We start from the raw sequence: 12,245 nt of genomic DNA on the forward strand, positions 1-12,245 counted from the left end.
GTGAGCACCACGACACCGACCACCACCACGAGCACCGTCCGGCCGTTCCCCGGGGCCGACCCGGTCGCCGACCCCGCCGCCGTCGTCGCGGGGGAGCACTGGCGCGTCACCGTCCTCGACGCCGGGGCGTTCCGCGTCGAGTGGAGCGAGGACGGCGGGTTCGAGGACCGCGCCTCGACCTTCGCGATGCGTCGCCGCCTGCCGGTGCCGTCGTTCACGGTCGACCGCACCGCCGACGGCGGCGTCCTCGTCACCACGGAGCGCGCCCGACTGCGGTACGACGGCCGCCCGTTCAGCCCGAGCGGGCTCGTCGTCGAGACGATCGGCCCGGACGCGAACCGCTGGCGCTGGGGACAGGAACCCCGCGATCTCGGTGGCACCGGACGTACCCTGGACGACGTCGACGGGCGGATGCCGCTCGAGTCCGGCGTCCTGGCCCGCGACGGCATCACCGTGCTCGACGACAGCACGTCCTTCCTGTTCGCGGACGACGGCTGGATCGGCACCCGCGTGCCCGGCCGACGCGACGTCACGGTGTTCGCCTACGGGCGCGACTACGACGCCGCACTGCGGGCGTACCACGCGGTCTCCGGCGCCCCCACCCGCATGCCCCGGTGGGCCCTCGGGAACTGGTGGAGCCGCTACCACCCGTACAGCGACGCCTCGTACCTCGAGCTGATGGACCGCTTCGCCGACGAGCACCTGCCGTTCTCCGTCGCGGTCGTCGACATGGACTGGCACCGCGTCGACTCCGTGCCGCCGCGCTTCGGCAACGGGTGGACCGGGTACTCGTGGGAGCCCTCGCTCTTCCCGGACCCGGCAGCCTTCCTGACCGAGCTGCACCGCCGGGGGATGCGCACCACCCTCAACCTGCACCCCGCCGACGGCGTCCGCGCCTTCGAGGACGCCTACCCGGCGATGGCCGAGGCGATGGGCGTCGACCCGGACACCGAGCAACCGATCCCGTTCGACCCGACCGACCGCCGGTTCCTCGAGGCGTACTTCGCCGTCCTGCACCGGCCCCTCGAAGCCCAGGGCGTCGACTTCTGGTGGATCGACTGGCAGCAGGGCCGCGAGACCGGGCTGCCCGGCGTGGACCCGCTCTGGCTCCTCAACCACTTCCACCTGCTCGACTCGGCACGCGGCACCGACACCGCCGACGGCATGACGTTCTCGCGCTACGCCGGCCCCGGCAGCCACCGGTACGCCGTCGGGTTCTCCGGCGACGCCGTCGTCTCGTGGGCGTCGCTCGCGTTCCAGCCGGAGTTCACCGCCACCGCCGCGAACATCGGCTACCCCTGGTGGAGCCACGACATCGGCGGCCACACCCGCGGCGTCCGCGACGACGAACTCGCCACCCGGTGGGTGCAGTTCGGGGTGTTCTCGCCGATCATGCGCCTGCACTCGGCGAACAACCCGTTCATCCGCAAGGAGCCGTGGGCGTTCCCGGCCGAGGCCCGCGCCGCGATGGGCGACGCCCTGCGCTTCCGGCACCGGCTCGTGCCGTACCTGCACACCATGAACCACGGCACCGCCGAGGGCACCGCCCTCGTCCGACCGCTCTACCACCTGGAGCCCCGCCGGAACGAGGCCTACGAGTCGCCGAACACCTACGCCTTCGGGTCGGAGCTGCTCGTCGCCCCGATCGTCGCACCCCGCGACCCGGTCAGCCGCCACGGGGTCGCACGGGCGTGGCTGCCGCCGGGTACCTGGACCGACGTGTTCACCGGCACCACGTACGCCGGCGACCGGTTCGTCGACCTGCACCGCACGCTCGACACCGTCCCCGTCCTGCTGCGCGAGGGCGGCGTGCTGCCCCTCGCGGCACCGGACGAGACCGACGCGACCGCGAACCCGACCGCCCTCGAGGTGCTCGTCGCCCCCGGCACCTCCGGGTCCTTCACCCTGGTCGAGGACCGCGAGGGCGACCCCGACCGCACCGCCCGGACCCGCCTGACGTGGGACGCGGCGCTCGCCGAGTTCCGGGTCCACCCGACCGAGGGCGCGGTCGACGTCGTGCCCGGCCGCCGCTCGTGGCGGATCACGTTCCTGGCGGCCCCGGCCGACGGCCAGGCGACGTCGGCGCGTGCCGAGGACCGGTTCTCCGTCGACCTCGACGTCGACACCGCCGCCGGGGGAGCGGTCACCCTGGGCGGCCCGCCGGCCGTCGGGCTGGACGCCCGCCCCGCCGTCCGGCGCGTGCTCGAGGGCGCCCAGGCGGGCAACCCCGAGAAGCTCGCCGCCTGGCAGGTCGTGTCGAAGGACCTGCCGCGCGCCGACCGGATCGTCGAGCTCGGCACCGTCGGCCTGCCGGAGTCGGTGCGCGCGGTCGTCGCCGAACTCCTCGGCAGCGTGCACCCGAGCGGCCACTGAGCGCAGCGCGGATCGGCACGAGCGCAGCGCGGATCGGCACGGGCGCACCGCGGGTGGGTACGGGCGCGCCGCGGGTCGGCATGGGTGCACCGAGGGTCGGCGCGGGCGCACCGCGGGTCGGCGCGGGCGCGGGCGCGCGCGGGTCGGCACTGCGCGCCCCGTGTGTCGGCACCCGGACACGCGCCGGACGGGAGGCACGGGGCGGGCCCGCCCCGTGCCTCCCGTCCGACGGCGGTCACCGCCACTCCCGTGGCTGCGTCCGCACGGGCGGTCCTGCCCGGCAGGCCGGCGGACGTCAGGCCGTCACGCCGGCCGGGGCGCCCGGTCGACCGTGTCGTCGGGGAACGGTGCGCTCTCGCCGACGACCAGCCGGTGGCCCACCGTGACGAGCCGTCCGGGGACGTCCGACCCGTCAATCCGCTCGAGCAGCAGGTCGAGCGCCGTGTCCGCCAGCGCCACCGTGTCCGGCGCGACCGACGTCAGGCTCGGCACCAGGCTCGACCCGAGCCCCATCGCGTCCCAGCCGACCACGGCGACGTCCCGCGGAGCGTCGAGCCCGCGCAGCCGCATCGCCCGCAGGACCCCGACGGCGGCCAGGTCGTCGCGGCAGAGCAGCGCGTCGAGCTGCAGCCCGGCGTCGAGCGCGCGACCGAAGGCGACCTCGGCACCCGCGGCGTCCCCGACCTCGCGGGGGACGAGCAGCGCGTCGTCGAGGGGCAGCCCCGCGGCGGCGAGTCCCGCACGGTAGCCGTCGAGCCGCACGCCCGAGGTGCTCGACTCCGGCCCGGTCTCGTGCCCGAAGAACCCGATGCGGCGACGGCCGAGCGCCACCAGGTGGGCCACCGCCTGCGCCGCGGCGGCGGCGTTGTCGATCACGACCTGGTCGGCGCGCTCGGGGCGCCGGTCCTCGCCGAGGAACACCACCGCGGTGTCGCCGCGCAGCCGGTCGATCACCTCGGGCGACAGCGCCTGCGGGTGCAGCACGACGCCGTCGACCACCCCGGACTCCCGCCCGCGCACCGCAGACCGCTCGCCGTCCGCGTCGCCGAGGGTCTCCTCGAGCAGCAGCTGGTAGCCGCGAGCAGCGCACACCCGCGAGAACACGTGCGCGAGCTCCGCGAAGTACGGGCGCCGCAGGTCGGGGAAGGCGAAGGCGAGCATGTTCGAGCGGCCGGTGGCGAGCGAGCGGCCGGAGACGTTCGGGCGGTACCCGAGCTCGTCCACCGCCGCCTGCACCCGGTCGCGCATCGACGGGCTGACGTGCTGGTAGCCGCGGACGACGTTCGAGACGGTCTTCGTCGACACGCCCGCGTGCACGGCGACGTCCTGCAGCGTGACCTTGCCCATCCGGCCACCGTAGCCGGACCGGCGGATTGCCAGGTGCAATCGCATGTGCAGGCCCTAGAGTCGCGACAAGCGCAATCGCGTGAACTCTCTCGAACCGGCCGAAGGGCCGGTCCGTACTGAAGGTCGGTCCTCATGACCACCACTCCGCTCGCTCCGGGTTACACCCGCACCCGACCTGGGACAGGAAGCCCGAAGGGCACCTCGACCTACTCCTCCCTCCTCGCGCAGGTGAAGGACAACGGGCTCCTCAACCGCCGCACCGGGTTCTACTGGTCGCTGTTCGGCACCCTCGTCGGCACCTTCGCCCTCGCCTGGGTCGCGTTCGCGTTCCTCGGTGACTCCTGGTTCCAGCTCATCGTCGCCGGGGCCCTCGGCGTCCTCTTCACCCAGTTCGCCTTCCTGTCACACGAAGCCGCGCACCGACAGGTGTTCGCCTCGCAGAAGTGGAACGACCACGCCGGTCGCTGGCTCGGCACCTTCATGGTGGGCCTCAGCTACTCGTGGTGGATGAACAAGCACACCCGCCACCACGGCAACCCGAACACCGTCGGCAAGGACCCGGACATCGCCCCTGACGGCATCCGGTTCCTGCCGGAGGACGCCGCCGCGGCCAAGGGCCCGCTCATGTCGACGTTCCTGCGCTTCCAGGGCTGGCTGTTCTTCCCCCTGCTGACGCTCGAGGGCCTCAACCTGCACCGCTACGCCGTGATGAGCATCGTCACCGGCAACGGCACCAAGGCCGACGTGAAGCACCGCTGGCTCGAGGCCGCACTGCTCGTCGCCCGCTTCGGCATCTACCTGACGGTCGTGTTCTGGTTCCTGCCGTTCGGCATGGCCTGCGCGTTCCTCGGGGTGCAGCTCGCCGTGTTCGGCGTGATGATGGGCGCCTCGTTCGCACCGAACCACAAGGGCATGCCGACCATCGCGCACGACGCCAAGGTCGACTTCTTCTCGCGCCAGGTGCGCACCTCGCGCAACATCCGCGGCGGCTGGTGGGTCTCGTTCCTGATGGGCGGCCTGAACTACCAGGTCGAGCACCACCTGTTCCCGTCGATGCCGCGCCCCGCGCTCAAGCAGGCCCGCCTGCTCGTCCGCCAGCACTGCGACACGCTCGACGTGCCCTACACGGAGACCACGCTGCTGCGTTCCTACGGCATCGTCGTCCGGTACCTGAACCGGGTGGGGCTCTCGGCCCGCGACCCGTTCAACTGCCCGATGGTCGCGCAGCTGCGCATCCACTGACGCCGTGTTGACGAGCATGCCGACCGGCACCGTGAAGTGGTTCGACCACGCCAAGGGGTACGGCTTCATCCACCCCGACGACGGGTCCGAGGACCTGTTCGCCCACTTCTCCAGCATCGTCGTGACGACCGGCTACCGGTCCCTCGAGGAGAACGACCACGTGCAGTACGACATCGGGCCCGGCAAGAAAGGCCCGCAGGCGGACAACATCTCGATCATCCGTTGACGCGGGGGTCGCTCAGAACGGCCGGGAGCCCCGGTGCCACTCGGCACCGGGGCTCCCGGCCGTTCTGGTGCGTCGGGGCTGGTGGCCGCGTGTGGGTGCTGGTGTGGGTGCTGGTGCGGGTGTGGGCCGTTGCTGCACCGGGTTGCATGCCGATCGAGCGTGCGTTCCTTCCCACTGGAGGTGGGGTCGGTAGCTGTTCCGCGCGTACGTGGTCAGAACGACGGATCTCCTCCGCGTAGCACGTCTCCCCGTGCTCAGGATGTCCGACCCCGGCGCGGGTCCTGTTCGGACTGATTCCGTTCGGCGAGCCGGAGCCTCGGCGAACAGGTTCGTCACGTTCGGGGGCGTCCGGCGTGCTCCGCTGCAGGTTCGGGCGCTCGGCGTCTGAGCGCGTGCTCTTCTCCGCCGGACGCGGGACGGGAAGCCGTTTCGGGCGGAGGCGGTCGGCTCGAGCGTCGTTGCACGGGCGGACGTCACAGCACACGTGTGATGGCGTTGACGGACGGGGTACTGGTCGGATCCGGTTCGTGACGGTTCTGGTTCGCGATGAGCGGGTTTCGGGAACCAGGACCGGCAACCGTTGATGCAGATGTGCCCGCCGCTGCTGCTGCTGTTCGGTCGTGCAGCACGCTGGAGCGGGAACCGTCGTCGGAGCCGGGGTGTGGTGACACGATCTGGTCGTTGACGGTCCTGGTTCGTGGGGTCCGGGTGTCGGGAACCGGGACCGTCACGGCGTGCTGATGGTCTCGCGGCGCGCAGGGTTCGGGCGGATGTTCCTTCCCATCGCCCGTGGGATGGGAAGCGGAATCGCGCGTCGGTGGCCGGAACGTCGGGCTTCCTACGCGCGGAACGTCACACCATGCGCGGAACGACCACCCATGCGCGGAACGACCACCCATGCGCGGAACAGCACCAGCCCGAACAGCCCCCGGGGCGTGCGGAAGGGCCGCCCCGGGGGTGTCCCGGGGCGGCCCTTCATGCGTGGTGCGGTGTGCGGTGGTGCTGGGGTGTTACTTGATCTGGGCGGTGATGGTGGCGGTGCCGACCAGGAGGCCGCGCTTGACGGCGTCGGTGCCGAAGGTCTTGTTCAGCAGGCCGGCGGCGTCCTCGCTGATGTGGACAGTGGTGCCGGTGAGGATGGCGTTGTCGCCCTCGAGCTGGAGGGGCTTGAGCGAACCACCCCAGAGCTCGAACAGGTACGCGTTGGACGCGGCGACCTTGCCGTTGACCAGGACGTCGCCGTAGAGCTTGGACGAGCCCGGGTTCACGACGAAGTTCTCCAGCGTGACGGTGGTGTCGCCGGCCTTGAGGGTCAGGCCGGAGTCGTCGTGGTTGAGCAGGCCCTGCACGTAGGGGCGGTAGTTGCCGTCCGGCGACCAGTACGTGACCGAACCGGCCGTGATCGGGAACGACACCGACCCGTCGGCGAGGGTCGCGTCGCCGGAGACGCCGGGGGTGAGCTTGAGGGCGGTGAGGGCGTCGGTGAAGCCGGAGTCGAGCTTCACGGCGGTGGAACCACCGAGGACCTCGGGCACCGACGCGACCGGTGCGGGGACCTTCGACTCCGACGACGACACCGTCTGCACGTTCGGGGTCGCGGCCTGGGCGGAGGAGATCCCGAACGCTGCGCCACCGAGGACGAGAGCGCCGGTCGTGGCGAGGGTGATGCTGGTCTTGAGGCTCTTGCGCATGATGTGGATCCTTTGCTTGGTGTCGCGCTCGGCGCGGCTGCTGTGTGCGCGCCGAACACACCCTGGTGCAGGGTGGAGAACCAGCGTGGTGCGGCTGGTGAGCGCTCCGGGTGTTTCCCGGTCGTTGCAGGTGATTCGGCACCATCCCGGGAGCGGTTTGGTCGAACTTCGGATCGCTCGGCTGTCCTACGCTCGGACCATGCGGGGCACGACGATCCGACCGACGACCGAGGACGACTGGGAAGCGATCCGGGCACTCCGGCTCGAGATGATCCGGGACACCCCGATGGCCTACGCGGAGCACCTGCGCGACGCGGAGCAGCTGGACGAGGCCGAGTGGCGCGCACGGGGCCGCCGCGGGCAGGAGGCCGCCGGGACCTCGATGGTCGCGATCGACGCCGACGGCCGCTGGGTCGGGGCCATGGGTGCGTTCGTGCCGGACGAGGCGACCGGTCCGCTGCTCGTCGGCGTGTACGTCGCGCCGTCCCACCGGGGGCGCGAGGCGGGCGTCGCCGACCGGCTGCTCGACGCCATCGAGACCTGGGCGGCCGAGCGCGGTCCGACGCTGCGACTGCACGTGCACGAGCGCAACGAGCGGGCGCAGGCGTTCTACGCGCGGCGCGGCTTCCGACCGACCGGGGCGACCGAGCCGTACGTGCTCGCGCCGGAGGAACGCGAGCTGGAGATGATCCGCGACCTGGACGGGACGCCCGCGTGACCGTGTCACTGCGCCCGTGGCAGCCCGGGGACGCGACCGCGCTGCTCGTCGCCCGGCGGTCCGCGGCGGACCTCGACCGGCAGTTCCCCGGCGTCGACCTCGGCGACGAGGCGGCGGCACGCGCGCACATCGCGGCGAACCTGTCGTTCGACGACCGCGCCCGGAACTGGGCGGTCGTCGAGGACGGGACCGCCGTCGGCAACGTCGGCGTCTCGGCCATCGAGTTCCGCCACGGTACGGCGTGGGTGTCCTACTGGCTCGCGGCCGGCGCTCGGGGGCGTGGCACGGCGGCGCGGGCCGTGGCGAGTGCGGCGGCGTGGGCGTTCGGGGCCGGCCTCGCCCGGCTCGAACTCGGCCACCGCGTGGACAACCCGGCGTCGTGTCGGGTCGCGACCGCCGCGGGCTTCGTCGCCGAGGGCATCGAACGCGGGAAGCTCCGGTACGGCACGGAACGGTTCGACGTCGAGACCCACGCCCGCCTGGCCGACGACCCGGAACCGTCCGTCGAGCAGCTTCCACGGCACGACGACCACTGACCCGCGCCCAGCGGTCCCCGCTGCGGTCAGCCGGGTACGGCATGATCGGTCCGTGCCTGATGCGAACCCGACCATCGCCTACCGCGCCGCGCGCGACCAGCTGCTGTCCGCGCCGACGGCCGACGCCGCTCGTGCCGACTTCCGCTGGCCCGACCTCGGTGCGACCTTCAACTGGGCGAACGACTGGTTCGACGTCATCGCGGCGGACAACGACCGGATCGCGCTCTGGATCGTCGACGGGGACGGCGGCGAGCAGCGGTTCACCTACGCCGAGATGGCCGCCCGGTCGGACCGGCTCGCGGTCCGACTGCACGAGCACGGGGTGCGGAAGGGCGACCACGTCCTCGTCATGCTCGGCAACCGACTCGAGCTGTGGGAGACCATGCTCGCCGTCATCAAGCTCGGCGCCGTCATCCTGCCGACGTCGACGATGCTCGACACGAGCGACCTGCAGGACCGGGTCGACCGCGGCCACGTGGCGCACGTCGTCACCACGGCCGGCGAGACCGCGAAGTTCGCCGGCGTCGTCGGGGACTTCTCGCGCACGGTGATCGGTGGGGCGGCCGAGGGGTGGACCGACTACCCGGCCGACCTCGGCGAACCCGCGCCGGAGGGCGAGGCCCGCCCGGTGGTCGTGACCCGCACCTCTGACCCGTGCCTCGTCTACTTCACGTCGGGGACGACGTCGAAGCCGAAGATGGTGGTGCACACGCAGACCTCGTACCCGGTCGGTCACCTCAGCACCATGCACTGGCTCGGGCTCCGCCCGGGTGACGTGCACCTGGCGATCAGCTCGCCAGGGTGGGGCAAGCACGCGTGGAGCTGCTTCTTCTCGCCGTGGATCGCCGAGGCCACCGTGTTCGTCCACGACACACCGCGCTTCGACCCGGCCGGTCTGCTCGCGCAGCTGGAGCGCGCCGAGGTGAGCACCTTCTGCGCGCCGCCGACCGCCTGGCGGATGATGCTGCAGGCAGACCTCGGTGCACGGCCGCGGGCCCTGCGCGAGGTCGTCTCGGCCGGCGAGCCCCTGAACCCGGAGGTGATCGACCGGGTGGCCGATGCCTGGGGGCTGACGATCCGGGACGGCTACGGGCAGACCGAGACCACGGCGATCATCGGCAACGCCCCGGGGCAGCCGGTGACGCCCGGTGCGATGGGCCGTCCGCTGCCCGGTGTGTCGGTCACCCTGCTCGACCCGCTGACCGGACGACCGGGCGACGAGGGCGAGGTGTGCCTCGACCTCACCGAGCGACCCGTCAACCTGATGGCGGAGTACCTCGGCGACCCGGACCGGACCGCCGCGGCGGTGCGCGACGGCTTCTTCCACACCGGCGACATCGCGGTGCGGTCCGCGGACGGGGAACTCACCTTCGTCGGCCGGACCGACGACGTCTTCAAGTCGTCGGACTACAAGGTCTCACCGTTCGAGGTCGAGAGCGCGCTGCTGCAGCACCCCGCCGTTGCGGAGAGCGCCGTCGTGCCCGCGCCCGACGACGCCCGGCTGAACGTCGTGAAGGCCTACGTCACGCTCGCGTCCGGTTGGGAGGCGACGGCCGACACCGCCGAGCAGGTGCTGGCGTTCGCCCGGACCGCGCTGCCGGCCTACGCGCGGGTCCGCCGCGTCGAGTTCGGGGAGCTGCCGAAGACGATCTCGGGCAAGATCCGTCGCGTCGAGCTGCGCGAGCGCGAGGAACGTGCCGTCACGGACGGTGTGCGGCTCGAGGGGGAGTGGCGGGACGACGAGTTCCCGGGACTCCGTCGGGTGGTGCCGAGCGACTGACGCTCAGCGCTCCTCGCTGACGACCGCCCGTTGGCGGTCGTACTGGCCCCGCGTGCGGTGTCCGCCCATGGCGCGGACGAGTCGGCCGCGTGCGTTCCGGGTCGCGAGGAACCAGGCGCCCTCGGCGACCGCCAGGCAGGGCACTGCCACGGCCAGTCCGACGAGGACCTGTCGGCCGAGGCTGGTCCGCCACGGGACGCCGCTCAGCTCGAGAGCCGTGAACACCAGTGCGGCGACCACGATCGCGATCGGCGTGCTCCAGAGCCGTCGCACGGTGCTGCGCCGCGCGTCGTCGAGCGCGGTCGCCGAGGCGAGCTCGAGCGTCGACCCGACGTGCTCGGTGGGCTCGCCCCCGGTGACGAGCGCGTGTCGGGCGCCACCGGCTGCCGGACCGTCCTCGACGAGCGGCGTCCAGAGCACGTCGTCGAGGAACTCCACCTCGCCGTCGACGACGAACCAGCCGCCCTCGTGTTCCTGCCCGGTCTCCTGCACGTTCGCGTCCACGTGCTCATCCTGGCAGGGATCGTCGCGGCGGGCACCCCCGCGAGCGGGGCACAGTCAGGCCGACGGCGCGGGGTCCGTCGTGACGCGCCGGACGCTGCGAGTCGACGCCGCGGCCACGGTGGCGAGCACGATCGCGGCGGCGCACCCGAGCAGTGTGGTGGTCGACCCGACGGCGTCGGCGAGCGGCCCGACGAGCGCCTCGCCGAAGGGCACGGCGACGAAGGACCCCACCATGTCGTACGAGTAGACCCGGGCCAGCACCCCGCGCGGCACGTTCGACTGCAGCGCGTGGTCCCACGCGATCGAGAACAGCTCGAGGGCGACACCACCGAGTGCGAACGCCACGACCAGCGTCGGCAGTGCCGGAGCGACCCCGAGCGCGATCGCCGGCAGCGCGGTCACGGCCATCAGCGCGACGCCGATGCCGAGGGCCCGTCGGGGCCGCCACCGCAGCGCGAGGAGCGCGCCGAGCCCGAGCCCGACGGTCTGCGCGGCGACCACCAGGCCCCAGCCCGCGCGCCCGAACGTCTCGTCGGCGACCACCGGACCGAGCACGGTCGTCGCCCCCACGAAGGCGGCGTTCAGGACGGTGAACTGCGCGACCACGGTCCACACCCACCGGCGTCCGGAGAACTCGACCCACCCCTCCCGCAGGTCGGCGAGCACCGACGGTCGTTCCGCCGCTGCCGGGGCCGCTGCCCGGGGGAGCCGGACCCGGGTGTAGAGGAGAGCGGCCACGGCGAAGCCTGCCGCGTCGACGGCGAGCCCCCATCCCGCGCCGACGGCCGCGACGAGCGCCGCCCCGGCGGAGGCGCCGACCACGGTGCCGGTGTTCACGCCGAGGCGCACCACGGCGTTGGCGGGGCGGAGCGCCGGTTCCGGCACGGTCTCCGGCACCATCGCGGCGGTCGTCGGCAGGCTGACGGCCGCGACGGCGCCGTTCAGGACGCTGAGCGCCACCAGGAGCGGCACGGTCGCCGTTCCGGTGAGGACGAGGGCGGCGACGGTCGCCTGGGTGACCGCGGCACCGATCGAGGTGGAGACGAGCACGACGTCGCGGGGGAGCCGGTCTGCCACGATGCCGCCGAACAGCAGGACGGCGACGTTCGCGACCGACCGTGCCGCCACCACGAGGCCGAGGTCGGCCGGCGAGCCGGTCAGGTCGAGCACCGCGAAGGCCAGGGCGATCGGGGCGACCGCGTTGCCGACGATCGACACCGTGCGTGCCGCGACGAGCCAGCGGAAGGCCGGGTACCGGAGCACGCCACCCGCGGCGCTCACGGGCGACGCAGGGGGAACATCGACACGGTCATCGAGACCGGGACGGAGCCGGGCGTCCGTGGCCGCTGGGCAGCTGCGTGCAGCAGGGCGGACGCCTCGCCGACGTGCCGCACGACCCGGCGCCAGGTCTCCGGCCCGACCCAGAGCTCGGCGTCCGTGGAGATCGCCGGCCCGTCGACACGGTGCTGCGCCCGTCGTCGGAGCTCGTCGACCTGGGCGTCGAGGTAGCGGAGCCGTTCGTCCACCGCGACGGCGTCGGGCCGGGCGTCGACGTCGAACGGCACCGCGGACGACTCGTGCCGGTAGCGCTTCGCGTCGCCGCCGCGCAGGCGGACGACCTCGACGACCGTCACGAGTCCCGCGCGCTCGAGCACGCGGAAGTGGTAGCTGGCCGTGGCCTGGGACAGGCCGAGCTCGCGGGCGGCCTCGGCCGCGCTCATCGCCGTGCTCGTGACCAGGGAGAGCAGCCGGAGCCGGACGGGGTGGGCGGTGGCCCGCAGGGCGTCGAGGGTGGACATGCGCTCATCGTCGCCGGAGACCGCCGGAC

The 12,245-nt window shown here is 73.0% G+C and carries 11 protein-coding genes; 6 read left to right on the forward strand and 5 right to left on the reverse strand.

The window, feature by feature from the left end:
• Complete coding sequence (locus DEI99_RS06420; RefSeq protein ID WP_111043064.1) at positions 1–2,373, forward strand: glycoside hydrolase family 31 protein; 2,373 nt, start codon at positions 1–3, stop codon at positions 2,371–2,373.
• Positions 2,374–2,676: 303 nt separating this feature from the next.
• Here the strand turns inward: DEI99_RS06420 and DEI99_RS06425 are convergent, their stop codons facing one another.
• Entirely contained in the window at positions 2,677–3,765 is a 1,089-nt protein-coding gene (locus DEI99_RS06425; protein ID WP_258369666.1) for a LacI family DNA-binding transcriptional regulator, read from the reverse strand.
• Between the two features lie 87 nt (positions 3,766–3,852).
• On the opposite strand from DEI99_RS06425, the gene DEI99_RS06430 reads away from it, so the two are divergent.
• Entirely contained in the window at positions 3,853–4,962 is a 1,110-nt protein-coding gene (locus DEI99_RS06430) for a fatty acid desaturase family protein (protein ID WP_111043066.1), read from the forward strand.
• Between the two features lie 16 nt (positions 4,963–4,978).
• Positions 4,979–5,188: a cold-shock protein gene (locus tag DEI99_RS06435; protein WP_071253577.1), complete on the forward strand. Its 210-nt coding sequence runs from the start codon at positions 4,979–4,981 to the stop codon at positions 5,186–5,188.
• A gap of 1,010 nt (positions 5,189–6,198) precedes the next feature.
• Here the strand turns inward: DEI99_RS06435 and DEI99_RS06440 are convergent.
• Positions 6,199–6,879, reverse strand: coding sequence for a hypothetical protein (locus tag DEI99_RS06440; protein ID WP_111041654.1), 681 nt, complete (start codon positions 6,877–6,879; stop codon positions 6,199–6,201).
• A 199-nt stretch (positions 6,880–7,078) separates the two neighbouring features.
• On the opposite strand from DEI99_RS06440, the gene DEI99_RS06445 reads away from it, so the two are divergent.
• From DEI99_RS06445 to DEI99_RS06455, 3 genes are read left to right on the forward strand one after another with little or no spacing between them, the layout of a single operon-like run.
• On the forward strand, positions 7,079–7,597 hold the full coding sequence (locus DEI99_RS06445; protein WP_111042891.1) for a GNAT family N-acetyltransferase: 519 nt from the start codon (positions 7,079–7,081) through the stop codon (positions 7,595–7,597).
• A complete protein-coding gene (locus DEI99_RS06450) occupies positions 7,594–8,133 on the forward strand; it encodes a GNAT family N-acetyltransferase (RefSeq protein ID WP_111042890.1) in 540 nt (179 codons plus the stop codon). The genes DEI99_RS06445 and DEI99_RS06450 overlap by 4 nt, the downstream gene beginning before the upstream one ends.
• A 52-nt stretch (positions 8,134–8,185) precedes the next feature.
• Complete coding sequence (locus DEI99_RS06455) at positions 8,186–9,913, forward strand: AMP-binding protein (RefSeq protein ID WP_111042889.1); 1,728 nt, start codon at positions 8,186–8,188, stop codon at positions 9,911–9,913.
• Positions 9,914–9,916: 3 nt separating this feature from the next.
• On the opposite strand, the gene DEI99_RS06460 is transcribed toward DEI99_RS06455, so the two are convergent.
• The 3 genes from DEI99_RS06460 to DEI99_RS06470 are packed head-to-tail and all read right to left on the reverse strand — an operon-like array spanning position 9,917 to position 12,216.
• Positions 9,917–10,417: a hypothetical protein gene (locus DEI99_RS06460; RefSeq protein ID WP_111042888.1), complete on the reverse strand. Its 501-nt coding sequence runs from the start codon at positions 10,415–10,417 to the stop codon at positions 9,917–9,919.
• 54 nt (positions 10,418–10,471) lie between these two features.
• Positions 10,472–11,698, reverse strand: coding sequence for an MFS transporter (locus DEI99_RS06465; RefSeq protein WP_111042887.1), 1,227 nt, complete (start codon positions 11,696–11,698; stop codon positions 10,472–10,474).
• Entirely contained in the window at positions 11,695–12,216 is a 522-nt protein-coding gene (locus DEI99_RS06470; protein WP_111042886.1) for an ArsR/SmtB family transcription factor, read from the reverse strand. The genes DEI99_RS06465 and DEI99_RS06470 overlap by 4 nt, the downstream gene beginning before the upstream one ends.
• Positions 12,217–12,245 lie beyond the last annotated feature (29 nt).

The organism is Curtobacterium sp. MCLR17_036 (genome assembly GCF_003234445.2).
Lineage (GTDB): Bacteria > Actinomycetota > Actinomycetes > Actinomycetales > Microbacteriaceae > Curtobacterium.

Coding starts and splice junctions, on each gene's coding strand:
- DEI99_RS06435 (WP_071253577.1), top strand. CDS start 4,979: ATGCCGACCGGCACCGTGAAGTGGTTCGACCACGCCAAGGGGTACGGC.
- DEI99_RS06440 (WP_111041654.1), bottom strand. CDS start 6,879: ATGCGCAAGAGCCTCAAGACCAGCATCACCCTCGCCACGACCGGCGCT.
- DEI99_RS06445 (WP_111042891.1), top strand. CDS start 7,079: ATGCGGGGCACGACGATCCGACCGACGACCGAGGACGACTGGGAAGCG.
- DEI99_RS06430 (WP_111043066.1), top strand. CDS start 3,853: ATGACCACCACTCCGCTCGCTCCGGGTTACACCCGCACCCGACCTGGG.
- DEI99_RS06425 (WP_258369666.1), bottom strand. CDS start 3,765: ATGCGATTGCACCTGGCAATCCGCCGGTCCGGCTACGGTGGCCGGATG.
- DEI99_RS06470 (WP_111042886.1), bottom strand. CDS start 12,216: ATGTCCACCCTCGACGCCCTGCGGGCCACCGCCCACCCCGTCCGGCTC.